The sequence below is a fragment of the Amycolatopsis sp. WAC 04169 genome (assembly GCF_003947535.1).
Taxonomy (GTDB): domain Bacteria; phylum Actinomycetota; class Actinomycetes; order Mycobacteriales; family Pseudonocardiaceae; genus Amycolatopsis; species Amycolatopsis keratiniphila.
In genome coordinates, this window is sequence record NZ_QHJI01000014.1 from 168,640 (window position 1) to 192,618 (window position 23,979).

24 protein-coding genes and 1 tRNA gene are annotated in these 23,979 nt (G+C 69.7%); 21 read left to right on the forward strand and 4 right to left on the reverse strand.

Annotated elements, in window-relative coordinates; translation table 11 throughout:
- Positions 1 to 69: 69 nt before the first annotated feature.
- The gene (locus tag DMC61_RS35605; protein WP_125694938.1) at positions 70 to 1,761 is read right to left on the reverse strand and encodes a hypothetical protein; all 1,692 of its coding nucleotides are present in this window, start codon (positions 1,759 to 1,761) and stop codon (positions 70 to 72) included.
- 140 nt (positions 1,762 to 1,901) lie between these two features.
- On the opposite strand from DMC61_RS35605, the gene DMC61_RS35610 reads away from it, so the two are divergent.
- Positions 1,902 to 1,975, forward strand: a tRNA-Thr gene (locus DMC61_RS35610).
- An 83-nt stretch (positions 1,976 to 2,058) separates the two neighbouring features.
- Here DMC61_RS35610 and DMC61_RS35615 read toward each other — a convergent pair.
- Positions 2,059 to 2,697 carry a TetR/AcrR family transcriptional regulator gene (locus tag DMC61_RS35615; RefSeq protein WP_016337801.1) on the reverse strand — a complete coding sequence of 213 codons (639 nt, stop codon included), beginning with the start codon at positions 2,695 to 2,697 and terminating at the stop codon, positions 2,059 to 2,061.
- Positions 2,698 to 2,741: 44 nt separating this feature from the next.
- On the opposite strand from DMC61_RS35615, the gene DMC61_RS35620 reads away from it, so the two are divergent.
- The 6 genes from DMC61_RS35620 (at position 2,742) to DMC61_RS35645 (ending at position 8,980) form a co-directional block, all read left to right on the forward strand.
- Positions 2,742 to 3,668: an alpha/beta hydrolase gene (locus DMC61_RS35620; protein ID WP_199750177.1), complete on the forward strand. Its 927-nt coding sequence runs from the start codon at positions 2,742 to 2,744 to the stop codon at positions 3,666 to 3,668.
- A complete protein-coding gene (locus DMC61_RS35625) occupies positions 3,665 to 4,480 on the forward strand; it encodes an SDR family oxidoreductase (RefSeq protein WP_125694940.1) in 816 nt (271 codons plus the stop codon). Before DMC61_RS35620 ends, DMC61_RS35625 begins: the two co-directional genes overlap by 4 nt.
- Positions 4,480 to 5,409 (forward strand): ferritin-like domain-containing protein, encoded by a 930-nt coding sequence (locus tag DMC61_RS35630; protein ID WP_125694942.1) that lies wholly within the window; start codon positions 4,480 to 4,482, stop codon positions 5,407 to 5,409. Before DMC61_RS35625 ends, DMC61_RS35630 begins: the two co-directional genes overlap by 1 nt.
- A complete protein-coding gene (locus DMC61_RS35635) occupies positions 5,406 to 5,891 on the forward strand; it encodes an FAD-dependent oxidoreductase (protein WP_125694944.1) in 486 nt (161 codons plus the stop codon). Before DMC61_RS35630 ends, DMC61_RS35635 begins: the two co-directional genes overlap by 4 nt.
- Positions 5,888 to 7,375 (forward strand): NAD(P)/FAD-dependent oxidoreductase, encoded by a 1,488-nt coding sequence (locus tag DMC61_RS35640; RefSeq protein ID WP_125694946.1) that lies wholly within the window; start codon positions 5,888 to 5,890, stop codon positions 7,373 to 7,375. The genes DMC61_RS35635 and DMC61_RS35640 overlap by 4 nt, the downstream gene beginning before the upstream one ends.
- 72 nt (positions 7,376 to 7,447) lie before the next feature.
- The gene (locus DMC61_RS35645) at positions 7,448 to 8,980 is read left to right on the forward strand and encodes a PstS family phosphate ABC transporter substrate-binding protein (RefSeq protein ID WP_125694948.1); all 1,533 of its coding nucleotides are present in this window, start codon (positions 7,448 to 7,450) and stop codon (positions 8,978 to 8,980) included.
- A gap of 55 nt (positions 8,981 to 9,035) precedes the next feature.
- Here the strand turns inward: DMC61_RS35645 and DMC61_RS35650 are convergent, their stop codons facing one another.
- A complete protein-coding gene (locus tag DMC61_RS35650; protein ID WP_016337794.1) occupies positions 9,036 to 9,500 on the reverse strand; it encodes a GreA/GreB family elongation factor in 465 nt (154 codons plus the stop codon).
- A gap of 123 nt (positions 9,501 to 9,623) precedes the next feature.
- Here DMC61_RS35650 and DMC61_RS35655 point away from each other — a divergent pair, with 123 nt between their 5' ends.
- The 6 genes from DMC61_RS35655 (at position 9,624) to glyA (ending at position 14,416) form a co-directional block, all read left to right on the forward strand.
- A complete protein-coding gene (locus tag DMC61_RS35655; protein ID WP_016337793.1) occupies positions 9,624 to 10,211 on the forward strand; it encodes a TetR/AcrR family transcriptional regulator in 588 nt (195 codons plus the stop codon).
- Positions 10,212 to 10,327: 116 nt separating this feature from the next.
- The gene (locus DMC61_RS35660) at positions 10,328 to 11,554 is read left to right on the forward strand and encodes a M14 family metallopeptidase (RefSeq protein ID WP_125695055.1); all 1,227 of its coding nucleotides are present in this window, start codon (positions 10,328 to 10,330) and stop codon (positions 11,552 to 11,554) included.
- A gap of 85 nt (positions 11,555 to 11,639) precedes the next feature.
- A complete protein-coding gene (locus DMC61_RS35665) occupies positions 11,640 to 12,161 on the forward strand; it encodes a gamma carbonic anhydrase family protein (RefSeq protein WP_016337791.1) in 522 nt (173 codons plus the stop codon).
- Between the two features lie 33 nt (positions 12,162 to 12,194).
- A complete protein-coding gene (locus tag DMC61_RS35670) occupies positions 12,195 to 12,626 on the forward strand; it encodes an uL11 family ribosomal protein (RefSeq protein WP_016337790.1) in 432 nt (143 codons plus the stop codon).
- Positions 12,623 to 13,036, forward strand: a complete 414-nt coding sequence (locus DMC61_RS35675; RefSeq protein ID WP_125694950.1) for a hypothetical protein — start codon at positions 12,623 to 12,625, stop codon at positions 13,034 to 13,036. The genes DMC61_RS35670 and DMC61_RS35675 overlap by 4 nt, the downstream gene beginning before the upstream one ends.
- Positions 13,037 to 13,147: 111 nt before the next feature.
- Entirely contained in the window at positions 13,148 to 14,416 is a 1,269-nt protein-coding gene (gene glyA / locus DMC61_RS35680) for a serine hydroxymethyltransferase (RefSeq protein ID WP_125694952.1), read from the forward strand.
- A 174-nt stretch (positions 14,417 to 14,590) separates the two neighbouring features.
- On the opposite strand, the gene DMC61_RS35685 is transcribed toward glyA, so the two are convergent.
- Entirely contained in the window at positions 14,591 to 15,109 is a 519-nt protein-coding gene (locus tag DMC61_RS35685; protein ID WP_016337787.1) for an inorganic diphosphatase, read from the reverse strand.
- Positions 15,110 to 15,261: 152 nt separating this feature from the next.
- Here DMC61_RS35685 and dacB point away from each other — a divergent pair, with 152 nt between their 5' ends.
- From dacB to DMC61_RS35725, 8 genes are all read left to right on the forward strand, one after another.
- Positions 15,262 to 17,298: a D-alanyl-D-alanine carboxypeptidase/D-alanyl-D-alanine-endopeptidase gene (dacB, locus tag DMC61_RS35690; RefSeq protein WP_125694954.1), complete on the forward strand. Its 2,037-nt coding sequence runs from the start codon at positions 15,262 to 15,264 to the stop codon at positions 17,296 to 17,298.
- Between the two features lie 274 nt (positions 17,299 to 17,572).
- Complete coding sequence (locus DMC61_RS35695; RefSeq protein ID WP_125695056.1) at positions 17,573 to 18,601, forward strand: zinc-dependent metalloprotease; 1,029 nt, start codon at positions 17,573 to 17,575, stop codon at positions 18,599 to 18,601.
- Positions 18,598 to 19,572: a tRNA lysidine(34) synthetase TilS gene (gene tilS, locus DMC61_RS35700; RefSeq protein ID WP_125694956.1), complete on the forward strand. Its 975-nt coding sequence runs from the start codon at positions 18,598 to 18,600 to the stop codon at positions 19,570 to 19,572. The genes DMC61_RS35695 and tilS overlap by 4 nt, the downstream gene beginning before the upstream one ends.
- Before the next feature lie 13 nt (positions 19,573 to 19,585).
- Positions 19,586 to 20,149 (forward strand): hypoxanthine phosphoribosyltransferase, encoded by a 564-nt coding sequence (gene hpt / locus DMC61_RS35705; RefSeq protein ID WP_016337783.1) that lies wholly within the window; start codon positions 19,586 to 19,588, stop codon positions 20,147 to 20,149.
- A 144-nt stretch (positions 20,150 to 20,293) separates the two neighbouring features.
- Positions 20,294 to 20,659: a hypothetical protein gene (locus DMC61_RS35710; RefSeq protein ID WP_016337782.1), complete on the forward strand. Its 366-nt coding sequence runs from the start codon at positions 20,294 to 20,296 to the stop codon at positions 20,657 to 20,659.
- A gap of 17 nt (positions 20,660 to 20,676) precedes the next feature.
- Positions 20,677 to 22,050, forward strand: coding sequence for a WXG100 family type VII secretion target (locus DMC61_RS35715; RefSeq protein WP_125694958.1), 1,374 nt, complete (start codon positions 20,677 to 20,679; stop codon positions 22,048 to 22,050).
- A gap of 65 nt (positions 22,051 to 22,115) precedes the next feature.
- A complete protein-coding gene (locus tag DMC61_RS35720) occupies positions 22,116 to 22,910 on the forward strand; it encodes an ESX secretion-associated protein EspG (protein WP_125694960.1) in 795 nt (264 codons plus the stop codon).
- A gap of 186 nt (positions 22,911 to 23,096) precedes the next feature.
- On the forward strand, positions 23,097 to 23,930 hold the full coding sequence (locus DMC61_RS35725) for an ESX secretion-associated protein EspG (RefSeq protein ID WP_125694962.1): 834 nt from the start codon (positions 23,097 to 23,099) through the stop codon (positions 23,928 to 23,930).
- Positions 23,931 to 23,979 lie beyond the last annotated feature (49 nt).

A 23,979-nucleotide genomic window follows, 5' to 3' on the forward strand; every position in this document is an offset into this window, starting at 1 on the left:
ACCCCGACAGACGAACGGTCCTCTCACGCGGGGACGTGAAAGGACCGTTCATCACCCTCCTCGCCCCGTCTAGTCCTCCGAGTCCAGAGAGCGCGGCCGCGGCGAAGGCTTGAAGCCAGGCGACTTCTTCGCGACCGGAACCACCTCGAGCCGGCGCCGTCCCGGCATGGCGGCCACGAGAACGACACCGATCAGCAGCATCGCCGTACCCGACCAGAACATCGGCACCGTGTCGTAGGCGGCGTTGGTGTACGCCAGGTTCTTGACCGGCCCCTTCGGCGCCGCGCCACCGTTGTTGCCGGCAGGAGGCGCCTGAGCCGTGCCGCACTCGACACCGCCCGTGGGCGCGTACGCCCGGGCGATCTGCTCACCGAGCGAGACCTGGGCCAGCGACGAAGGCAGCTTCTTCGCGGCGTCCGGCGGCAACGCCTTCTGCAGCGCCGTCGTCGGCAGGATCTGCAGGTCCAGCAGCCGCGCCGAGGCGCCCATCTGGAAGCCCTTGAACGGCGAAGTCATGTCGCTCGACTTCTGGTTCAGCCCAGCGATCGACAGCTTCAGCACCCCGATGTCGAGGGTGAGCCCGTTCCCGGCCTCACCGCCGGGAAGCTGCTTGGTGGCGCCGTTGAGCATCTCGGCCAGCCCGCCGATCACCGGCACGTTCTTCAGCTGGTCGAAGCCCGGAACCTGTTTGAGCGACGGCAGCGGGATCCCGATCGGGATGTCCTTGGTCGGGTTGTTCGCGTCGAGGGTGAACAGCACCTTGTCGCCGCGGACGATCTGCAGCACCGGGGCGCTGTACTCGACCTTCGACGTCTTCTTGTCGCCGGTCGAGGTGACCCTCAGCGTCGGCTGGCTGGCGACCTTGATCGTCAGGCCGAGCGGAGTGCCCTTCAACAGTTCGATGTTGGCCGCCTGCAGGGTCGACGTCGACTCGACGGCCTTGTTCTTCGAGCCGGGGATGTCGACCAGCCGCACGACCGAACGCGACGACAGCGTGTTCGGCAGGCTCAGCACCGCGCCCTTGCCGTCGGCGCTGGCGCTGGTGCCCGACAGCAGCCCGCCGAGGTTCGCCAGTGGGCCGGGAAGCCCGCCGAGACCGGCCTTGAGCTGGTCGGAGGCCTGGGTCAGCTGGTCGGCGCCCGGGATGTTCGGGATGGTCGGCAGCAGCGCGAGGTTCGCGATCGACGTGCTCGAATCGGAGATCGTGCCGACGCACGGCCCGAGCGTCGGGCTCCAGCGCGCGTGCGCCTGACCGTTGAGCAGGCCGAGGTTGAACAGCGGGTTCTTCGGCGCGTTGAGGCCGCCGCTGATCGGCTTCGGGTTGTCCGGCAACGCCGTCTGCACGAGGCTGCCCGGCGTCTGCGGCGCGTTGCCGGCGGCGGACAGGCCGAACGGCGACGACTGCGCGATCGACTTTTCGTAGCTCAGGTAGGCCTCGGAGTTGGCCTGCGCGCTGGAGAGCCCCATACCGGCTTCGAGCGCGGACTGCTTCGGCAGCAACTCGCCCGCTCCCGGCAGGATCGCGCTGGTCGGCACCGCGTTCGGCAGCAGCCGCAGCACCCCGAGCGCGGCACCCGCGTCACCGACCGCCTTCCCCAGCGGCTGCGGCCCGATCGGCGCCGACATCGGCGGCTGTCCCGGATTCGCCGGATCGGGGATCGGCGTGGTCGGGATCGTCTGGGCGGTCGCCGGAGCCGCGGTCAGCAGAAGCAGGGCCGCGGCGGCCGGAAGCGCCAGCACACGGGGCAGTCGTTGCCGCATGAACAGGTCCTCCAGTGGGGATGGGCCGATCTTGGGGGACTGAGACCGGCGTCATAGGACCTTAACGACGGTGGCCCTCGAAGGTGACGTTCAAGCCTCCGCTACACTTGGCTCCGTCATCGGGTGCGAGCCCGGTGTCCGCCGCCTTAGCTCAGTCGGCCAGAGCGATTCACTCGTAATGAATAGGTCAGGGGTTCGATTCCCCTAGGCGGCTCCGCAGGTCAGGGCCTCATTCGGAACACTCCCGGATGGGGCCCTGGTTCGTTTCCGGCTCGGCGCCGGGGCCGAGCCGAAAGTTCACCCGTTGGTGTCACCCTTGAGGAACATCCGCGACAGTGAGGTGCCCACTCCCGTGAGGTGCTCGACGAGCGTGTCCGCGTCCGCGTCGAGCAGTCCGGAGCGCCACGCGAGCATGATCTCCACGAAGCCGCCGATGCCCAGCAGGACGTTGACCCGGAACTCCAGCCCGTCCACGTCCGGCTTCAGATGCGGCCGCGCCAGGTCGATCAGCAGGCCGGTGGTCTCCTGGACGGTCTGCCGCCGCAGTTGCTCCAGCACCGCGCTGCCCGCGTGGTCGCCGAAAAGGATCTGCGCGCGCGACGGCTCTTCCTGCACGTGGTGCACGACGACGTCGACGGCGGCGCGGAGCTGGTCCAGGGCGGGTTGCTCGATGCGGGCGGCGACGGCGTCGAGAACCATCCGCAGGGTCTCGTCGCGGACCTGTTCCCAGGCGGTGGCGAGCAGCGCGTCGCGGTTGGCGAAGCTCTCGTAGAAGTACCGGTCGGTCAGGTTCGCCCGCGCGCAGACGCCCCGCATGGTGACCGCCGCCCAGCCTTGTTCCTGCCAGATCTCCAGCGCGGCGCCGAGGAGTGCCAGCCGCCGTTCGGCGCGGCGTTCGTCGGCGGTTTTGCCGCTGTAGCGGCGGGACGCGGTCACCTCCCCATCTTGACAGCAGGTGCCCTCAGATTCATTCTGAGGGCATGCGACCGCAGAATGGCCTGCGCGCCGGGTTGGCCTCCGCGCTGACGTCCGCTTTCGTGCGGCCGATCGCCAACGCGATCCCGGCCAATCGGGCGGGAGTTGCGTTCTCCAGGGCCTTCATCGCGAGCAGTTTGTGGCTGGCCTCGCCGCCGTTGAAGGGGAGCCGCGTCGAGCCCGGCATCCGCGGCGAGTGGGTCCGCGCGCCCGAGGTGAGCGAGGGCAACGCCGTGGTCCTCTACATCCACGGCAGCGGTTACGCGCTCTGCTCGGCGCGCACGCATCGCGGGCTGACCACGCGGGTCTCCGCAGGCACCGGACTGCCGGTCTTCGCTTGCGAGTATCGGCTCGCGCCGCGGCATCGCTTCCCGAGCGCCGCCGACGACGTCCGTGCGGCTTACGACCGGCTCCTCGGCCAGGGATACCGCCGGATCCTCGTCGCGGGCGACTCCGCGGGCGGGCATCTCGCGGTCGACCTCGCCGCGCAGCTGATCCGCGAGCACCGAGAACCACCCGCGGCGTTGGCGCTCTTCTCGCCGCTGTTCGACGTGACCTTCGGGCTCGCGGCCGAACGAGAGCGCATGAGCCCGGACCCGATGATCTCCGCCGCCGCGGCCGCGCGGCTGGTCGGTCTGTACACAGTGGACGCCGACCTCGCGTCGGAGCGGCTGCGGTTCGCCTTCGACGACATCAAGGGTTTCCCGCCGACGATCATCCAGGCGGGCGGGCTCGAAATGCTCGCCGCGGACGCCATCGAGCTGGCCAGGGCGCTGCGCCGCGCGGGAGCCGACTGCGAACTCGACGTGGTCCCCGGCCAGATGCACGTCTTCCAGGCCTTGACCCGCTTCATCCCCGAAGCGGCGCCGGCGATGGAGCGGGCTTGCCGCTTCCTCACCGGACATCTTCCGGCGATCGTGAGGGCGGCATGACGAAACGGACCCACGGAGCGCACGCCGTCGTCACCGGTGCGGGAAGCGGGATCGGGCGGGCGATCGCGGCCGAGCTCGTCCGGCGCGGCAGCCGCGTCGTCTGCGCCGACATCGACCTCGAAGCCGCCGAAGAAACCGCGAAAACACTCGAGAACGCGGTCGCCATCGCCTGTGACGTGTCCGATGTGGACGAAGTCGCGGATTTGGCGAGCCAGGCACGGTCCTGGTTCGGCCGCGAGCCGGACCTCGTCGTCAACAACGCCGGGATCGGCGCGGGCGGCAAACTCGTCGGGCAGAGCCCGCTGTCCGATTGGCAACGCACGCTCGGCGTGAACCTCTGGGGCGTGATCCACGGTTGCCACACCTTCGTCCCCGCCATGCGCGCGGCGAAGGCGGGCGGCGTCATCAACGTCGCGTCGGCCGCCGGGTTCACCGCCGCGCCGAGGATGGCCGCGTACAACGTGAGCAAGGCCGGGGTCGTCAGCCTGTCCGAGACACTGGCCGCCGAACTGTCCGGCACCGGCGTCGCGGTCACCGTGCTGTGCCCGACCTTCGTGCGCACCAACATCTTCGGCGGCGAGCTCATCGAAGACGAGGCACGTGGGCTCGCCCAACGGGTTTCCGACGTGGTCGGGTTCTCGCCGGAGCGCGTCGCGAAGATGACCCTCGACGCCCACGATCGCGGACGCCTCTACGTCGTGCCGCAGCCCGACGCCCAGCTTCTGTGGCACGCCAAGCGGTTCGTGCCCGTCCCGTACACGCGGATCGCCGGCCTGCTCGGCCGGTTCCTGCCCGCCGAAAAGGAGAAGTGATGGCCTACGACTTCGCGGCGATGCTCCAGACCATCAAGGACAAGCAGTGGTCGCTGGCCGACATCGACTGGGACGCGCCCGGCGCCGAGACGATGACGGACGAACTCCGCGCCAAGATGCGGCCGTTCATGGCCGACCTCGTGTGGATCGAGCACGTCGGCGCGCGCGGGTTCGCCTCACTGGCCAAGAAGGCGCCGACCCCGGTGATCCAGGAGATCTACCGCTACTTCCACGCCGAGGAACAGAAGCACGCCAACGCCGAACTCGCGCTGATGAAGCGCTGGGGCATGCTCGACGAGGACGGTTCGATGCCCGAGCCGAACATCAACGTCAAGCTCGCCATCAAGGTCCTCGACGACTTCGGCGACACGCTGCCATTGACGGCGCTCGCCACCCTCATCCCGCTGCTCGAATGCGCGCTGGACGGCGCGCTGGTGAAGTTCCTGCTGGAAGAGGTCTCGGATCCGGTGTGCCATCAGGTGTTCCGGCACATCAACTCCGACGAGGCCCGGCACATCACGGCCGATTTCGAGGTGCTGGAGCTGATCGGCGCCGGATCCACGACCAAACTGCTCACCGAATCGATCGGCTCGCTCAAACCGCAGATCGTCCTCGGCCTGATCGTGGTGTTCGTGCCGCTGATCAACAAGATGCGGGACAACATCGTCGCGATGGGCCTGCCGGAGAAGAAGCTGTACAACGCCGTGAAGCGGTTCTCCACCATCGGCGGCCGCGGCGAGTTCACCAAACGCATCCCGGCGTACCACGTGCTCAAGGCGCAGGCGGCGATGATCGTCGACCGTTCGCACGTCTACCACCGGCTGCTCGCCGACCCGATGGTGAAGGTCACCCGGCTGATTCCCGCGCGGCTGCTGGGAAAGCCGCAGTCGTGGACCGAGGAGATCACCCACGAACCGGTCGCGTCATGAGCCTCGGCGCGTTCCGGGGCGAGGTGCTGCGCGGCACCGAGTGGTTCGGGCACGACTTCACCGGACAGCGTGTCGCCGTGGTCGCGCCCGGCCGCGAGGCGGCGCAGATCGTGCCCGAGGTGGTGGCCACCGCGCGGTCGGTGAAGGTGTTCCAGGAGGAGCCGGACTGGGTGGTGCCGATGCCGGTCCCCGGGCCGGCCGTCCTCGGCGTCGCCGTCGCCCGGGTTTTCCTGCGCTGGCAGGTGAAAGACCCCTGGATCCGCAGGCTCCTGACACCCGACCGACGCTTCGGCTCGCGGCGGACGGCGCCGGGCCTCGGCTACTACGGAGCGCTCCGGCGGCCCGGCTGCAAGCTCATCACCTGGCCGGTCTACGCCTTCGCGTCCGGCGGGATCCGCACCGCCGAAGGTATCGAGCACCAGGCCGACGTGGTGGTGCTCGGGCCCAGCTCACTGTTCGCCAAGGAAGGACTCCCCGCATGAAGCCGGACCACGAGATCGCGATCATCGGCGGGGGATTCTCCGGGATCGGGGCCGCGATCCTGCTGCACCAAGCCGGTTTCGAAGACTTCCTGATGCTGGAGGAGGGCGACGGCGTCGGCGGCGCGTGGCATTGGAACACCTATCCCGGGGTCGCCGTCGACATCCCGTCGTTCAGCTACCAGTTCTCGTTCGAGCAGATCTCCGGCTGGTCGCGGGTCTACGCGCCCGGCCGCGAGCTGAAGGCGTACGCCGACTACTGCGTCGACAAGTACGACATCCGCCGCCGCACCCGCCTCGGCAGCAAGGTCGTCTCCGCGACCTTCGACGACGAGACGCACTTGTGGCGCCTCGAAACCGCCGAAGGCCGGCCGCTGACGGCACGCTTCGTCGTCGGCGCCACCGGCGTGCTCACCCAGCCGAAGCCGCCGGACATCGACGGCATAGACGCTTTCCGCGGCACGGTCATGCACACCGCGCGCTGGGACCACGGCGTGGACCTGCGGGGCAAACGCGTCGCCGTCGTCGGCACCGGGGCCTCGGCCGTGCAGGTGATCCCGTCCATCGCACCGGAGGCCGCGCATCTGACGGTGTTCCAGCGCACGCCGATCTGGTGCCTGCCCAAACCCGACGCCGCGTTGCCCCGGACGGCGCGGCTCGCGCTGCGGCGGCTGCCGGGCGCGAAACTGGTGTCCCGGCTGGCCAGCCAGGCCCTCGTGGAGGTGACCTTCCCGCTGGCGGCGCATTTCCACAACCTCCTGCCGACCGCGGGCGCCGGCGAGCGGCTCGGGCGCGCGCATCTGCGCCGCGCGGTCAAGGATCCCGAAACCCGCGAGAAGCTGACCCCGCGCTACGCCTTGGGCTGCAAACGGCCGAGCTTCTCGAACGAATACCTCCAGACGTTCAACCGGGACAACGTCACGCTGGAGACCACCGGCATCGAGGCGATCACCGAATCCGGCGTGCGCACCGCCGACGGCACCGAGCATCCGGTCGACGTCCTGGTGCTGGCGACCGGGTTCAAGGTGTTCGAGAAGGGCAACATGCCCGCCTTCAGCGTGCGCGGCGCGGGCGGCGCCGATCTCGAGAAGTTCTGGGCGGAGAACCGGTTCCAGGCCTATCAGGGCGTCAGCGTCCCCGGTTTCCCGAACTTCTTCACCATCCTCGGACCGTACGGCTACAACGGTTCCTCGTACTTCAACCTCATCGAGACGCAGACCGCGCACATCATCCGCTGCCTGCGCAACGCGAGGAAGACCGGCGCGACGCGCGTGGAGGTCACGAGCGAGGCCAACGACCGGTACTTCCGGAGCATGCTGGACCGGCGCAAGCACCAGGTGTTCTTCCAGGACAGCTGTTCAGTGGCCAACAGCTACTACTTCGACGCGAACGGGGACGTGCCCTTCCGCGCCTCGCCCACGCTGGAAACCATGGTGACGAGCCGGTTCTTCGACCTCGACGACTACGCCTTCGCGGACGGCCGGTGAACACTGGCTGAAGTCCGCCGCCCCCGGTCGTGACCGGCCTTAGGTTCGATTCCCCGAACCTGGAGGCTGGTCTTGGAAGGCTTTCCCTGGGACGTCCTGCTCGCGGTGGCCGGGATCGCCGTCCCGGCCGTCGCGTTCCTGTGGGAGTTCGCGCTCGTCGGCCGCAAACGGCTCGGTTACCGCGTCCAGATGGACACCCCCACGGCGTCCGGGCGCGGGTTCGCGCCGTCGGCCGACGCGCTGGCGCAACTCCAGCACGAGAACGGCGAGCGGCTCGTCGACCCGTCGTTCGTGCTGCTGCGCATCGAGAACAACGGCACCACCGACATCGACACCGACGACTACGCGGTCAACGAGAACGACCGCGTCGGCATCCGCGTGAAGTTCCCCGGCCGCACCGTGGCGGGCATGGTGGTGACCGAACTCAGCTCGCCGCATCTGCACGAATGCTTCGGTGACGACTCGGGTTTCGGCGCGCGCGACGAGAATCCCGAACGGCCGGCGGGCGTGATCGATCTGCCGAGGGTGCCGCTGAACCGCGGCGCGCACTACAAGATCCTCGCCGTGCTCGACCGCATCCCCAACGGCTCGCCGGACGATTTCGACGATCCCCAGGTCGTCGGCGAGATCAAGGGCGGCAGCCTCCGCGAGACCAAGAGCCGCACCGGGCCGACGACCTCGGTGATCGCGCTCATCCTGTTCCTCGTGGTGATCAGCATCTTCCAGCTGACCCGTTCGCTGGTCTTCGACGAGAAGCCGCCGCCGCTGGACTGCGCGTCCGGGAAGCTGACGATCACCGGATCGACGGCGTTCGCGCCGGTGCTGAAGGAAGCGACGGCTTCGTACGCGAAGACGTGCCCGGGTGCGTCGTTCGCCTTCGACACCCGGGGGAGCGCGGAAGGGCTCGGCAGCTTGAATCAGGCAGGGAACGACGGCGTGCTGGCGTTCTCCGACGGCGCCAAGGGCGAGGGCTTCCCGCAACTGCTGCCGCGTCCGGTCGCTTTCTCGCTGTTCACGCTCGTGATCAACAAGGAGGCCGGGGTCCAGGACCTCACGCTCGCGCAGATCCGCGACGTCTACGACGGCAAGATCGCGAACTGGCGGGAGATCGGCGGCAAGGACCGGCCGGTGCGGCTCGTCGACCGGCATTCCGACTCCGGTACGCGGCGGACGTTCGAGGGACAGATCCTGGCAGGCAAGCGGGAGCCCGGCGACAACTCCGACGACTGCCTCAAACCGGCGCCGGGTGCTCAGCCGGGAGTGGTGCGGTGCGCGAAGCCGTCCACGAACGACGTCCTCGACGCGGTGTCGCGTGTGCCGGGCGCGCTCGGCTACAGCGAACTGGGCGCCGCCACGAAACGCGAGGACGTGCTGCCGGTGCGGATCGACGGCCACCAGGCGACGCTGGAGGGCGCGATCCACGCGGCCTACCCGTTCTGGGAGACCGAGTACGCGTACACGTTCGGCGAGCCGAAGGCCGACTCGCTCGTCGCGAGCTTCCTGCGGTATCTGACCAACCAGGTCGGCAAGGACATCGTGCGGTCGCACGGGCACCGGCCGTGCGCCGAGCTGGCGAATCCGGTGCTGTGCCGTCCGGGCGCGTGAAGGCCCCCTTCCCTCGGCTCAGCCGAGGGAAGGGGGCCTTCACGCGCTAAACGGGTCAGGCAGGCGGCTTCAGGGTGACGACCGTGGCGCTGGTCTCGCCCCGCGGCGTCCGGTACGTGATCTCGTCGCCGTCCTTCGCGCCCACGAGCGCGAGGCCGAGCGGGCTGTCCGAGGTGACCGTGGAGGCGTCCGCGTCCTCGCCGGGGATCGTGACGATGTGGAGCTCGTCCTCGTCGCCGTCGGCGAACCTGAGGGTGACGGTGGTGCCGTCGGGGAGCAGGCCCTTGCTGTCGCGGCCGCCGTGCTCGAGTTTCGCCGCGACGTCGGCGATGCGCCGGTCGAGGTAGGCGGCGGCCTCCGCGCGGTCCAGCACCTCCGCCTGGTCGGCGGCGTCGCCGGTTCGTTCCTGCTCGCCGACGAGCGGCGCCATCGCGTCGCGCTGCGCACGCAGATCGGCGAGTTCCTTCTCCAGCTGCCGTCGTGCGGCCGGGCTGAACCCGTTGTCCCCTGAGGTCACCATGCCGGGCATTGTCCGCTACGGATCGGCGGCTAGCCACCTAGATTTTTCACCCGCTGTGATCGGACAGGACGCTTGCCCTAAGCTTCAGGGCTCGTGTCCTGACTACTTGGTGTAAGGAACTTCGTGACCGCCGTTCCCGGCCGCAGCGCGCGGCTCTCCCCCAATCAGCTGCAGAAACAGGAACAGATCGTCGAAGCGGCGCGTGTCGTGCTCGCCAGGGACGGGCTCGCGGGCTGCACCGTGCGGGCGATCGCGGACGCCGGGCCGCTCACGAAGAGTGCGATTCATTACTACTTCGCGGACATCGACGTCTTGATCGACCGCGCGATGGCGGCGCACATCACAACGTTCATCGCCGATTTGCGCAAAATTTCGGCGAAACACGATCACCCGGATGAGCGGCTCTTCGCCGCGCTGGAGGCCTTCCTCGCCGAGTTCTCCGGCCGTCCGAACGCGGCCTTCCTCTGGTTCGAGTACTGGATCGCCGCGGGCCGCGCGCAGCACCCTCAGGCCATCGACGTCATGCTGACCTCGATCACCGAACTGCTGGCGGAACTGCTCGCGCCGCTCGACGTCGAAGACCCGCGGGCACGCGCGCGGGCCCTACTGTCCTATCTGCTCGGTGCGATCGTCCAGCAGCGCGTCCGGCGGCGGCCGTTCGCCGCACTGCGTGGTGACATCGAAGCGCTCTGTTTCGCGAACTACGGCTAGAAATACGCATTAGATCCGTACCGTTACGGATTGTTCGCTCTTCCGGCTCCGGTCATGGTGAGGTTCCCCTTCCCCTGCCTCAGAGCTAGGAGACGACGATGCGCATAAGACGGTGCATGGCCGTGGCGATCGCGGCCGTCGCGGCGTTCACCATCCCGGTCGCCGCGAGTCCGGCGACCGCGGACCAGCAGGCCGAGGACGCGCAGGTCCAGATCTACGAGGTCTTCGGCACCGGGACTTCCCAGCAGCGCACCCAGATCTCCCGGCTGGGCGTCGATGTCCTCGGCTCCGCCGGCGGCACGACCACGTTCATCGGTGAGGCGAGCGACGCGGCGAAGATCCGTTCGCTCGGCTACCGCGTCGAGCAGCGCGGCGTGGTCGACCGGTCGGAGAAGGTCGGCACCAACGCGATCAACGACTTCCCGCCGTCGGACTCCGGCTTCCACAACTACGCCGAGGTCACCACGGAGCTTCGCAACGCGCAGTCGAACTACGGCTCGATCGCGCGGTTGAGCAGCGTCGGCAACTCGTATCAGGGCCGGGCGCTGAACCTGCTGAAGATCAGCGACAACGTCGGCACGGACGAGAACGAGCCCGAGGTCCTGTTCACCTGCAACCAGCACGCGCGTGAACACCTCACCACCGAGATGTGCCTGCGGATCGTGAACCGGTTCACCCAGGGCTACGCCTCGGATCCGGCGATCAAGCGGTTCGTCGACAGCGTCGAGATCTACGTGATCCCGAACGTCAACCCCGACGGCTCGGAGTACGACATCTCCGGCGGCAGCTACAAGTACTGGCGCAAGAACCGGCAGGGCAACGGCACCGACCCCAACCGCAACTGGGCCTACAACTGGGGCTGCTGCGGCGGTTCGTCGGGCTCGACCACCAGCGAGACCTACCGCGGCCCGTCGGCGTTCTCCGCCCCGGAGACCAGGGCGGTGTCCAACTTCGTCAACTCGCGCAAGATCGGCGGCGTCCAGCAGATCAAGGCGAGCATCGACTTCCACACCTATTCGGAGCTCGTGCTGTGGCCGTTCGGCTTCACCTACAACGACACCGCCCCCGGAATGACCGCCGCGGAAGCGCAGCGGTTCCAGACGGTGGGCCGTCAGCTGGCGGCGACCAACGGCTACACGCCGCAGCAGTCGAGCGACCTGTACATCACCGACGGGACGATCGACGACTGGATGTGGGGCACCCACAAGATCCTGAGCTTCACCTTCGAGATGTACCCGCGGGGTTCGAACCCCGGCTTCTACCCGCCCGACGAGGTGATCGTCCGGGAGACCACGCGTAACGACAAGGCCGTGGACCTCCTGCTGAACACCGCCATCGGCTGACCTCTGTAGTGCGTGAAGGCCCCCTTTCCTCGGCTCAGCCGCGTGAAGGGGGCCTTCACGCGCTCGGGCGCATAGGGTGCGGGGCATGCCGATGTTCGAATTCGAGGGGCACCGTCCCCAGGTGGATCCCGAAGCGTGGATCGCCCCCACCGCCACCCTGATCGGCGACGTCGTCGTCGAGAAGGGCGCCTCCGTCTGGTATGGCGCCGTGCTGCGCGCCGACTTCGGGAAGATCATCGTCCGCGAGGGCGCCAACATCCAGGACAACTCGGTCATCCACGTCAACGGCGGCGTGACCGAGGTCGGCAAGAACGTCACCGTCGGGCACCAGTGCCTCGTGCACGACTGCACGATCGGCGAGCAGGCGCTGATCGGGAACGGCTCGACCGTGCTCGACAAGGCGCAGATCGGCGCGAAGGCATTGGTCGCCGCCGGCGCCACGGTCACGCCCGGCATGGTCATCCCGCCGGAGACGGTCGCCATGGGCAGCCCGGCGAAGAAGCACGTCCCGCTCGACGGCACCGCCCGCGGCTGGGTCGAGCACAACGCGGTGATCTACCAGGAGCTGGCGCGCCGTCACGCGGAGAGCGTCAAACCGATCGATTGACTCTCCAGTAACTGGAGACCATAGCTTCGGCGCATGGCACCGAAGTCGAAGAAGAAAACCCATCAGGCGACCCTCGAGCTGACCGCCGGCAACGCGCCGGTGGTCGACCTCGGGAAGACGCTCGGGCAGACCGGCGTGAACCTCGTCGAGGTCAAGAAGGCCTACGACGCGGCGACGGCGGCGCAGCGGGGCGACATCGTCCCGGTGGTCGTGTCGGTGTTCGAGGACCGCTCCTTCGAACTTCGGCTGAAGACCCCGCCCGCGTCGTTCCTCATCAAGAAGGCGTTGGGTGGTAAGGGATCCGGCCGCCCTGGGCATGAGGTCGCCGGAAAGCTGACCCGGGACCAGCTGCGCGAGATCGCCGAGCGGAAACTGCCGGACCTCAACACCGGTGACGTCGAAGCGGCCATGCGCACGATCGCGGGCACGGCCCGCTCGATGGGCGTCGCGATCGAAGAACCGTGACGCGCAAGCACGTGATCGTCCCGCCTTTCCGCGACCTCGACCCGGCCCTCGAAGTCGCGGAAAGGCTGCTGGCCCAAGGAAATCCGTGGCTCGCCGGCGTCGTCTCGGCGCTGCCGGACGAGCATGCCGCCGCCGACCGGCTCAACCGGATCCTCGCCGGGAACGGTGCCGCGCCGCGGCTGGTCGAGTCCGGGAAGGGCTGGCGGCTGGTGCAGGTGACGGCGTGGCCGGGCTGCGGTGACCTGGTCGCGGGAGCGTCCGGGCTGGCGGAACTCGTCGTGTTCGGCGGCTGGCGGCGGATCAAACGCTGTGCCGTCTGCGCACAGGCGTTCTGTGACCGCACGGCCGGATGCAGCCGCCGGTGGTGCGCCGGACATCGTCCGCACGCCGGGTCACGCGCCGTGCTCTAGGCTGTTCCGCACCAGCGACTGGCGCCATTTGAGGTGGAGCACCACCGGGAAGCGACGACAAGGCCGGTACCGCGCGCCTGGGTCCGGCCGTCTCTGGCAGGAGTACGTCCGATGACACACCAGCCCGAACTTTCCGCGCTCGCCGCCGCCGACCCGCAGATCGCGGGGCTCGTGGAGGACGAGGCGAAACGCCAGCACGACAAGATCCGCCTGATCGCGTCCGAGAACTACGTTTCCCAGGCCGTACTGGAGGCCACGGGCACCGTCCTCACCAACAAGTACTCCGAGGGCTACGCGGGCAAGCGGTACTACGAAGGCCAGCAGCTCATCGACCAGGTCGAGAACCTCGCCATCGAACGCGCGAAGGCCGTCTTCGGCGTCGACCACGCGAACGTCCAGCCGTACTCCGGCTCCCCGGCGAACCTCGCGGTGTACCTGGCTTTCGCGCAGCCGGGCGACACCGTGCTCGGCATGGCGCTGCCGGACGGCGGCCACCTCACGCACGGCTGGAGCGTGTCCGCGACCGGCAAGTGGTTCACCCCGGTCCGCTACGGCGTCCGCAAGGAGACCGGCCGCGTCGACCTCGACCAGGTCCGCGAACTCGCGCTGAAGCACCGGCCGAAGCTGATCTTCGCGGGCGGCACCGCGATCCCGCGCACCATCGACTTCCCGGCGTTCGCGGAGATCGCGCGCGAGGTCGACGCCGTGCTGGTCGCCGACATCGCGCATATCGCCGGACTGGTCGCCGGCGGCGCGCACCCGTCGCCGGTCGGGCACGCGCAGGTCATCACCACGACCACGCACAAGACGCTGCGCGGCCCGCGCGGCGCCATGATCCTCTCCGACGCCGACCACGCGAAGGCCGTCGACAAGGCGGTGTTCCCCGGTCTGCAGGGCGGCCCGCACAACCACACGACCGCCGCGATCGCCGTCGCGCTGGGCGAGGCGCAGAAGCCGGAGTTCTCCGCGTACGCGCACCGCATCGTCGCCAACGCGCGTGCGCTGGCCGAGGCGCTGGTCGAGCGGGGCTACGACCTCGTGTCCGGCGGCACCGACAACCACCTGCTGCTGATCGACCTGACGAACAAGAACGTGCCGGGCAAACCCGCCGCGCAGGCGCTGGACCGCGCCGGGATCGAACTGAACTACAACACCGTGCCGTTCGACCCGCGCAAGCCGTTCGACCCGTCCGGCATCCGGCTCGGCACCTCCGCGATCACCACCCGCGGGCTGGAGCCGGAGCACCAGACGCAGGTCGCGGAGTGGATCGACCGCACGATCACCGCGGCGGCGGGCGAGGAACAGTCCGCTTTGGACACCATCGCCGCCGAGATCCGCGAGTTCCTGGCGCCGTTCCCGATCCCGGGCTACTCGGCGTAGTAAGCGGTCTCGTGAGTGGTAAGGACGGTTCTAACCGTCCTTACCACTCACGAGGCGCAGCACCGGTGATGTCACGTGACTGGACGGACGTCACGCGTGATCCGGCGGACGAGACGCGAAGGGGCCCTTCACCGCACGAGATGCGGTGAAGGGCCCCTTCGGTGCTTAAGCGACTTAGTGAGCCGCCGGACCGTCGATGGCCTCCTTGGCCAGCCGGTCGGTCTCACGGTCGAGCGAACGCTTGATCTCGGCCTCGGCCTCGGAACGCCCGACCCAGGTCGAACCCTCGACGCTCTTGCCCGGCTCCAGGTCCTTGTACACCTCGAAGAAGTGCTGGATCTCGAGCTTGTGGAACTCGTTCAGGTGGTGGATGTCGCGGAGGTGCTCGAGCCGCGGGTCGTTCGTCGGGACCGCGAGGACCTTGTCGTCCGGGCCCTTCTCGTCGGTCATCCGGAACATGCCGATCGCGCGGCAGCGGATCAGGCAGCCCGGGAAGGTCGGCTCCTGGACGAGCACCAGCACGTCGAGCGGGTCGCCGTCCTGGCCGAGGGTGTCGTCGATGAACCCGTAGTCGGCGGGGTACTGCGTGGCGGTGAACAGCGTCCGGTCGAGTTTGATCCGACCGGTCTTGTGGTCCACCTCGTACTTGTTGCGCTCCCCCTTGGGGATTTCGATAGTGACGTCGAATTCCACGCCGGCCTCGCTGCTCTCGTCTTTGGTACGCCCCGCCGTCGCGGACGGCTCACCGAAATCATGGTCTTGTCTTCACTAGTGTGGACCACGGGGGCCCGGGCGGTCGCATCGATGTGGTCGTATGTGAGCTTGGCCCCTTCCCCGGACGGTGGATGAAGGAGTGTTGCGTGCCGGAAAACGATGTCCCGATGTGGCCGTCGGACGACAAGGACACCTCATCCGCCGAGCCCAAGGGCACCAAGGGGGAGGGTGAGGCCACCATCTGGCTGCCGATGTCGGGTCTGGCGAACGGCAAGACCGAAGAGCTGGCAGTGCCGAAGGTCACACCCGAAAGTGGCTCCTGGTTCCAGCCCGTCGTCGAGGTGGAGGAGGAGCCGGACGTCCCGGAGACCCCGACGCCGCAGTGGTCCGCCTTCGAGCCGGCGACGCCCGTCGAGCCGGAAGCGCCGAAGACGGTCTTCGTCCAGCCTGTCCAGCCGCGGCAAACCGACGAACCCGACTGGGAGCAGTTCGACCGGGGAGCCGCGACGCCGGCGAGGGAGCACGAGCTCGCGAGACCCGAGCCGCGGCCGGAACCCCCGCAGGATCCGCCGCGCCGTCCCGAGCCGGGCAAGGTCGATCCGCCGGCTCCCGCGCCGGTCCCGTCCGCGACCATGCACGCGCGCCCGGTCCGCATCGAGCCCGCCGAAGAGCGCTTCGACTCCGGAGCCACCGTCGGGATCCAGCAGCCCGAGCCGCCTTCTCAAGAACCCCCGGCCGGGGAGGCCGAATCCGCGCCCGCGCCGAAGCCGAAGCGCAAACGCAAGGCCCTGCTGATCACGACGCTGGTCGTCGTCCTGCTGCTCGCCGGGATGGGCGGCGCCGCCGCGATGCCGAAGGTGTCGAACCGGCTCGGCCTGCCCTGGGCGCCGAACGCGCCGAAGGGGGAGATCCCCAAACCCGCCGGTGTCACCCGTGTCCTGCACGGGCCGGACATCAACGGCGCCGGGCCGACGAAGGAAGGGCTCGCGGCCGCGCTGGCCGGCCCCGCCGCGGCCCCCGACCTCGGCACGCTCACCGGCACCGTCGTGGACGCGGCGTCCGGCGAAGTCCTGTGGGACAAGAACTCCGGCACCCCGCTGACCCCGGCGTCGACCACGAAGATCCTCGTCGTCGCGGCCGCGCTGTTGTCGATGGAGCACGGCACGCAGTTCTCGACGAAGATCGTCCAGGGCGCCGAGCCGGGCACGGTCGTCCTCGTCGCAGGTGGCGACCCCTCGCTGACCGCGCTGCCGCTGGGCACCGATTCACCGCTGTACCCGGGCGCGGCGCACGTCGACGACCTCGTCGCCCAGGTCAAGAAGGCCGTGGGCGGCAAGATCTCCAAGGTCCAGCTGGACATCAGCCTGTTCAAGGGGCCGACGAGCGCGAAGGGCTGGGACCCGGAGGACACCGCCGCCGGGAACACCTACATGGCGCCGGTCCTCCCCGTGATGGCCGACGGCGGCCGCACCGACCCGAAGAACGACCACTCGCCCCGCGTCGCGAACCCGGCGGCCGCGCTGACCCAGAAGATCGCGGGGAAGCTCGAAGCCCAGGCCGGCGGTACGACGACGGCGCCGAAGGACGCGAAGGTGCTCGGCGAGGTCAAGTCGCAGCCGCTGACCGAGTTCGCCAACTCGCTGCTGCAGCTCTCGGACAACCTGATGGCCGACGTCCTCGCCCGCCAGCTCGCGCTCGCGAAGGGCGCCGAGCCGTCGTTCACCGGCGGCGCGACCGCGACGATGGACGTGCTCAAGCAGGCCGGCTTCGATCTCACCGGGGTCCAGATCAACGACGGCAGCGGACTGTCCGACCAGAACAAGATCCCGGCCAAGGTGCTCAGCGAGATCCTCGCGGTCGCGGCGGCGCCGGACGGCAAGGACCCGAGGACGCCCAAGCTGCGGCCGCTGCTGGCGGGCCTCCCCGTCGCGGGCGGCAGCGGGACGCTGGAGAAGCGCTACGGCGACCCGGCGTCGGCGGCGGGCCGGGGCTGGGTGCGCGGCAAGACCGGGACGCTGTCCGGGGTGAACACGCTGGCAGGCGTGGTGCTGGACACCGACGGCCGGATGCTGGTGTTCGCGCTGATGTCGTCCGGTTCGGACCAGAACAAGGGCAGGGCCGCGCTCGACGTCGTCGCGGCGACCCTGCACAAGTGCGGCTGCAGATGATTTTGGTGAACCCGCGACCGCGATCGCGTCGCCAGGGCGCACTTTTCGTCTCCCCGGCGTCGTGCGTTCGGGGCGCCCTGCCGCCGCGATCGCGGAGCCTTCGGCGGGCGGGTTCACGTCGTAGTCGGTCGGCCTTCGATTGTTCGCATCTGCTCCGCCACCGCCTCCCGGTGAGCGACCGGAACCGGAGCGTGAGGAAGTCGGGACGGAAACCGGTCTCCCAGCGGGTAGCGTCGTAAGAGTGACTGAGGAAACGCCGACCAAGACACGTTCGATGGTCGACTGGTCCCTGGCCGCCTCGACGGGCGCCCTCCTGGTGCGTGGCGGTCCGGTGGTCGACCGCGAAGAGGCCGAAAAGGCCGTCGCCGAGCTACGTGACCTGACGAGCGAGGCCGAGGAGCACGTCCGCGAGCTGACCGGGCTCGGCCTCGACCTGCCGCTGCTGCCCGCCGAAGTCGTCGACAGGCCCGGTTGGGTCCGTTCGGCCGCGGCGGGCCTCGACGCGCTCACCGGTCGCGCACTGCCGGAAGCGCAGGGCGGCCCGCTGGCGCCCGTGCTGGCCGGTGGCGCCGGAGTCCAGACCGGGCTGGTGCTCGCCTTCCTGGCTTCCCGCGTGCTCGGGCAGTACGACCCGTTCGGCGGGCCGGACCGCACCGGGCAGCTGGTGCTCGTCGCGCCGAACGTGGTCGCCGCCGAGCGCGCGATGGACGTGCCGGGGCACGATTTCCGGCTGTGGGTCTGCCTGCACGAATGCACCCACCGGTTGCAGTTCACCGCGGTCACCTGGCTGCGCGACTACTTCGCCGACGAGGTCGAGCGCCTGATCGGCGGGCTCGCCGGCCGGGACGCGGACGGGCTGAGCGATCTGGTCGGCCGCCTGCCGGACACCATCAAGCAGATCGGCAAGGGCAAGGCGGGCGGCGCCGGTCTCGCCGAACTCCTGCAGTCGCCGAGCGAACGCGCGGTGTTCGACCGGCTGCTGGCCCTTTCCACGCTTCTGGAGGGGCACGCCGACTTCGTGATGGACGCCGTCGGGCCGCGGGTGGTGCCGAGCGTCGAGCTGATCCGTTCGCGGTTCACCGCCCGGCGCAAGGGCGGCGGCCTGATCGACCGCGTGCTGCGCAGCCTGCTCGGCGTGGACGCGAAGCTGCGCCAGTACGAACAGGGCGCGAAGTTCACCAAGCACGTCGTCGACGCCGTCGGCATGGACGGCTTCAACGCCGTGTGGACGTCGCCGAACACGCTGCCGACCAGGGCCGAGATCAGCGATCCCGCGGCCTGGGTGCGGCGCCTGCACGGGTGAGCGGACCGGATCCCGCGATCGCGGCCGTGCGGACGGCCGTGCGGGAGTTCCTCGCGTCGGCGAGCCCGCGCGACGAGGTGTACGTGGCGGTCTCGGGCGGCGCCGATTCCCTGGCCCTGACCGAGGCGGCCGCGTTCACCGGCCGCCGGGCGGGGCTGAAGGTGCGGGCGCTCGTCGTCGACCACGGCCTCCAGGACGGTTCCGCCGAAACCGCCGCCCGGGCCGCGAACACGGCACGAGAGCTGGGCGCCGACACCGCCGAAGTGCTGAAGGTGCGCGTCGAGGGCGCGGGCGGACCGGAAGCCGCGGCCCGCCGGGCCCGCTACGGCGCCTTGCGCTCGGCGCTGCCCGGCGCGCACGGCCTCGTCCTGCTCGGCCACACCCTCGACGACCAGGCCGAAACGGTCCTGCTCGGCCTCGGCCGCGGTTCCGGGCCGCGCTCGCTGGCCGGGATGCGGCCGCTCGACCCGCCGTGGGGACGGCCGCTGCTCGGCGTCACCCGCGCCACCACCCGGCGGGCCTGCGCGGCACTCGGCGTCGACCCGTGGCAGGACCCGCACAACGAGGACCCGCGGTTCACCCGTGTCCGGTTACGGACGGAAGTACTGCCCCTTCTGGAGGAGGTGCTGTCCGGCGGTGTCGCGGCGTCGCTCGCCCGCACGGCGGCGCAACTGCGCGAGGACACCGAGGCGTTGGACACACTCGCCGGAGACGTCCACCTGCGGGCTTTCACCGGCGAAGGACTCGACGTCGCGGTGCTCGCCACCGAGCCGCCCGCTCTGCGGCGACGCGTCCTCCGCAGGTGGCTGCTCGACTCCGGGGTCCGCGAACTCACCGACGCCCATCTGCGTTCGGTCGACGCGCTGGTGGGGAACTGGCGGGGTCAGGGCGGCGTCTGGCTACCCGGCGACTTGGTGGCGAAGCGGGCGCATGGCAGGCTCTTGCTCGAAGCACCCCAGTCCACCACCTAGAGGGGAACGTCCCGTGTACGAAGGCGAGATCGCCTCCGTGCTCGTCACCGAGCAGCAGATCAACGACAAGATCGCCGAGCTGGCCGCACAGGTCGCCGCGGACTACCCGGCCGACGGCCCCGGCTCCGGGCAGGGAGACCTCCTGCTCGTCGGCGTGCTCAAGGGCGCGGTGATGTTCATGACCGACTTCGCCAGGGCGCTCCCCCTTCCCTCCCAGCTCGAGTTCATGGCGGTCTCCTCCTACGGCTCGGCGACGTCGTCGTCCGGCGTGGTGCGGATCCTCAAGGACCTCGACCGCGACATCGCCGGCCGCGACGTGCTCATCGTCGAGGACATCGTCGACTCCGGGCTGACCCTGTCCTGGCTGCTGAAGAACCTCGCGAGCCGGAACCCGGCGTCGCTGGAGGTCGTCTCGCTCCTGCGCAAGCCGGAGGCGGTCAAGGTCGACGTACCGGTCAAGTACATCGGGTTCGACATCCCCAACGAATTCGTAGTCGGATACGGCCTTGACTACGCGGAGCGTTACCGGGACCTGCCCTACATCGGCACCCTGGATCCGCACGTTTACACGTCCTGAGAACCGCTTGCCCGTTCGCGGGGAAATGCGGAACCCTGAGCGCGGCGAACACGTCATAAGCTGCGATCAAGTGCGTTAACCTATGCGAAGACCTTTGCCACGAAGCCGTCGTGGCCTGGCCCGGGGGAAACGGAGAGAGCTCAGATGGGGAACAGCAGCCTGGCGGACGCGAACGCGTTCAAGAACGCCGCGGCTCAGGGGCAGGTCGGGATCGACCCGGACGCGGCCCAGACCGCACTGAACAAGATCCGCACCGGCAAGGACGCCGTCGAGGCGCTGCTCCAGAGCGCCGGCGACCTCGGCCAGGCGCCGAAGCTGGGCAACAACCCGGTCGGCAACGCGATCGCGGCGAAGGTCGCGAACCGTGCCGATGGTGGCGGTGACTCCTACACCGCCGCCCTCCAGAACCTTTACCAGCAGTACGAGGCGGCCGAGTCCGGCATCGTCACCGCGATGGCCCGTTACCACGAGATCGACCAGGCCGCGGCCGAGCCGTTCCGGAACGTCTGAGGGGGAGTCAGAAAGCCATGCCACCGAAGCACAGCGCAGACTCTTACGGCGAGAGCAACACCAGCGGCACGCCGGTCCAGCTCGGCGACAACACGGACGCCGCGAACATCGTGTCGGCCGCGCGAGGCCGCTCCGACGGCTTCGACATCGGCGCCGACCGCGCGATCACGAACCCGCCGAACTGGGAGAGCGCCCCGAGCAGCCAGGACCTGTGGAACCAGGCCAACCTCGGCAACGACCCCAGCACCGCGACCGCGATCAGCCAGTCCTGGGGCTCGCACGGCAGCAAGCTGAGCCAGGCGTCGAACGACCTCTACAACGCGATCTCCGAGCTGGGCTCCGCCTGGATCGGGCAGGGCGCGGCGGCCGCGCAGGGTTCGCTGGTCGCCATCGCGAACTCGGGTTCGCAGGCCTCCGAGGCCGCGCACACGATGTCGGACCGGCTCCAGAAGCAGGCCGACGCCGCCACCAAGGTCAAGCTCATGCCGAAGCCGACCGACTACAGCCCCGAGAAGGCCATGGGCCAGGCGCTGGCAGCGGGCCCGGTCGGCATGATCACCGACCAGAAGCCCCTCGCCGACCAGGACAAGGAAGTGCGGGCGGAGCAGGCCAGGTTCCTCGAGGCCTACACCAAGGAGATGAGCGAGGTCGACAGCTCGACCCCGAGCTTCGGCCCCGAATCCCTCGGCATGAAGCCGACCGCCACGCACAACAGCGCTTCGTTCAGCGGTGTCGGCAACATCGCCTCCGGGGGCCTCAACTCCGGCGCCGTCTCCGGCACCCCCGTCCTCGCCGGCACGCACGGCTACGGCGGCGCGCAGGGCAGCGGCGCGGCTCCGGTCCACGGTGGTCCGGACACGGGCGTGTTCTCGCAGGCCGGCTACAACCCCGCCGCGAACGTCCCGGCCGCCGGTGTCGCGCCGGGTGCCGGCGTCGCTTCCGGCGCCGGTGCCCCGATGACCCCGCACGCCCCGGCGAGCGGCGGCAACGGACTCGGCCAGGCCCTCACCGCGGCCGCGCTCGGCGGTGGCCTCGGCTACGCCGGTGCCAAGGCGCTCGGACAGGGCAACAAGTCCGGCTCCAAGGACACCGACAGCACCGACGCCGCGGCCACCGAAAAGGGCGGGCCCGCGCAGAGCGCCGCGTCCCAGGCCGTGCCGCAGCAGGGCATCGTGTCCTCCAGCGGCACCATCGGTGCCGGCGCCACCCCGCCGATGCACGGCATGGGCGGCGGCATGGGCATGGGCGCCCACGGCGCGCAGGCCGAGCAGGAAGAGGAGCACACGCACGCGTCGTTCCTCATCGAGCCGGACCCGGACGACGCCTTCGGCGCCAACGAGGCGACCCCGCCGCCGGTCATCGGCGCCTGGACCGAAGACGACGAACGCTAGAACGGTTTTCACCGGGCGCGCGGCCGATCCGGCCGCGCGCCCGCTGACTTGTTTGGGGGCCGAAGATGGCGAACGGTGAGCTGCTCACGCCGGTCGAGCTGGACTTCCTGTGGGAGAGCGCGAACGCCGGAGAGCTGCCGTACCCGCTGCGGCTCCGCTCGCACGGGGCGACCATGGACGAGCGCGGGGCCCTGCGGACGCAGACGCTCCAGTCGCTGAACCAGCGCCGCCTCGCCGACGAGCGCGGACGTCCCGAGCCGCATATCGAGGACTACTTCGGTGTCCTCGCGCGGCCGGACCTGAGCCTGGACTGCGTCCAGCTCAACAACCCCAACACCGAACCGCTGCTCGCGGTCGCGTCAGTGCTCGGTGGCCAAGGCCTGCTGACGGTGCAGGACCCGCGCGGTTTCCACCTGCACCCGATCGCCCCGGACGGCCTCGCGAGCGCGATCGTCTCCCTCCTGCCGCCGGGGAGCCGCGGCACGGAGAAGTCGATCACCCTCCCGCTGGACGGGCTCGTCGGCGCTTCGGGGGCGGACTTCCTCCAGCGTCGCCAGCCGCAGATCGACGGCACCGCGACGTCCGACGAGGACCGCAAGGCCCTGTCGCGGCTTCAGGCGCAGCCGCGGCTTCGCGGTGGCCAGTTCGGCGCGAACGCGCGCAGCAAGCACGGCACGCGGAGCCGGTCTTCGGTGCTGAGCTGGTTCGACACGCAGTCCGGCCGGTACTTCACCCAGGCCACCCGCGGTGCCGACGGCCGGGATTGGATCACCATCGCGCCCGCCGATCCGGCGACGCTGCGGCACCGGCTCACGGAGATGCTGGGGAAGATCGCTTCCGAGGCTTCCCTCGCGCGCTGACCCGCCCCCTCACTCGCGTGCAATGAAAGGTCCTTTCCTTGCAAAATTTGCAAGGAAAGGACCTTTCATAGCGTTCGCGGCGGGCACTTAGCGCATCCGGACGACGACTGTCGTACCCCTTCGCTATCGTGAACCCGCTGGGCGTCCCGAGGCCCAGAAGCCGAGGTGCCGGGAGGGCACGGAGCAATGCACCAGGAACATTTCACGCCGATGGCGTTCGACTTCCTCTGGGAGTCCGCCGAGCTCGGCGACCTGCCGTACCCGCTGCGCGTCCGGTCGCACGGCGCGACCGAGCTCGAACGCCGGGCGCTGCGCCAGCGCGTCGACAACGAGCTCCAGGCCCGCGGCATCCGCGACGGCCGGGGGCGGCTGGAGCGGCGGATCGAGGACTGGCTGTACCTCCTCGCCCGCGGTTCGCTGACCATCGACGCGCTGCACATCCCCGATTTCCAGGCCCCGACGATCGCCGTGCTCGGCGCCACCGACGGCCGCGACGCGGTGATCGCGATCCAGGACCAGTCCGGGATCTGGCTGCGCGAAGCACCCGCCGACGGGCTCCCGACGGCGGTCGTCGATCTACTGCCCCCAGGGCAGCGCGGCTCGGAGGCGTCCGTCACGCTGCCGATCGACGACGCCCGCCGCACCGAGCCGATCCGCGCCGCCATCAACGCGACGAAGCAGTCCGAAGAGCCTGAAGCGGCGAAGAGCCGCCGCAAGGACAAGCCGCGCGTCTCGCTCAGTGAACGCATCACCGCGGACCCGCGCGAGGCGTTCGGCAAGCTCACCGGCCAGCCGAGGCTTCGCGGCGGTCAGCTCGCAGCGAACAGCCGATCCCACGTCGGCGCCAAGCAGCGGTCCCGGGTCCTCGGCTGGTTCGACACCGCCAGCGGCCGGTATCTCAGCACGTCACAGGCCGGTCCGGACGGCCGCGAGTGGGTCACCGTCTCGCCCGCCGACGTCAAGACACTCCGCATGCGGCTGGGGGAAATGGCCGCCGGTGTGGCGGTCGACACACGCTAGGGTCCCGCTCCGGGAACCCTCACGAGGCGTCCGCCGTTTACGTCCGAGA

Bases quoted from the DNA above. Each gene is read 5' to 3' on its own strand.
- DMC61_RS35695 (WP_125695056.1), top strand. From the start codon at position 17,573: ATGGTCGACTGGTCCCTGGCCGCCTCGACGGGCGCCCTCCTGGTGCGT.
- DMC61_RS35635 (WP_125694944.1), top strand. From the start codon at position 5,406: ATGAGCCTCGGCGCGTTCCGGGGCGAGGTGCTGCGCGGCACCGAGTGG.
- DMC61_RS35650 (WP_016337794.1), bottom strand. From the start codon at position 9,500: ATGGTGACCTCAGGGGACAACGGGTTCAGCCCGGCCGCACGACGGCAG.
- DMC61_RS35640 (WP_125694946.1), top strand. From the start codon at position 5,888: ATGAAGCCGGACCACGAGATCGCGATCATCGGCGGGGGATTCTCCGGG.
- DMC61_RS35625 (WP_125694940.1), top strand. From the start codon at position 3,665: ATGACGAAACGGACCCACGGAGCGCACGCCGTCGTCACCGGTGCGGGA.
- DMC61_RS35720 (WP_125694960.1), top strand. From the start codon at position 22,116: ATGGCGAACGGTGAGCTGCTCACGCCGGTCGAGCTGGACTTCCTGTGG.
- DMC61_RS35660 (WP_125695055.1), top strand. From the start codon at position 10,328: ATGGCCGTGGCGATCGCGGCCGTCGCGGCGTTCACCATCCCGGTCGCC.
- DMC61_RS35630 (WP_125694942.1), top strand. From the start codon at position 4,480: ATGGCCTACGACTTCGCGGCGATGCTCCAGACCATCAAGGACAAGCAG.
- DMC61_RS35605 (WP_125694938.1), bottom strand. From the start codon at position 1,761: ATGCGGCAACGACTGCCCCGTGTGCTGGCGCTTCCGGCCGCCGCGGCC.
- DMC61_RS35725 (WP_125694962.1), top strand. From the start codon at position 23,097: ATGCACCAGGAACATTTCACGCCGATGGCGTTCGACTTCCTCTGGGAG.
- DMC61_RS35715 (WP_125694958.1), top strand. From the start codon at position 20,677: ATGCCACCGAAGCACAGCGCAGACTCTTACGGCGAGAGCAACACCAGC.
- DMC61_RS35620 (WP_199750177.1), top strand. From the start codon at position 2,742: ATGCGACCGCAGAATGGCCTGCGCGCCGGGTTGGCCTCCGCGCTGACG.
- DMC61_RS35670 (WP_016337790.1), top strand. From the start codon at position 12,195: ATGGCACCGAAGTCGAAGAAGAAAACCCATCAGGCGACCCTCGAGCTG.
- DMC61_RS35665 (WP_016337791.1), top strand. From the start codon at position 11,640: ATGCCGATGTTCGAATTCGAGGGGCACCGTCCCCAGGTGGATCCCGAA.
- dacB (WP_125694954.1), top strand. From the start codon at position 15,262: ATGAAGGAGTGTTGCGTGCCGGAAAACGATGTCCCGATGTGGCCGTCG.
- DMC61_RS35710 (WP_016337782.1), top strand. From the start codon at position 20,294: ATGGGGAACAGCAGCCTGGCGGACGCGAACGCGTTCAAGAACGCCGCG.
- glyA (WP_125694952.1), top strand. From the start codon at position 13,148: ATGACACACCAGCCCGAACTTTCCGCGCTCGCCGCCGCCGACCCGCAG.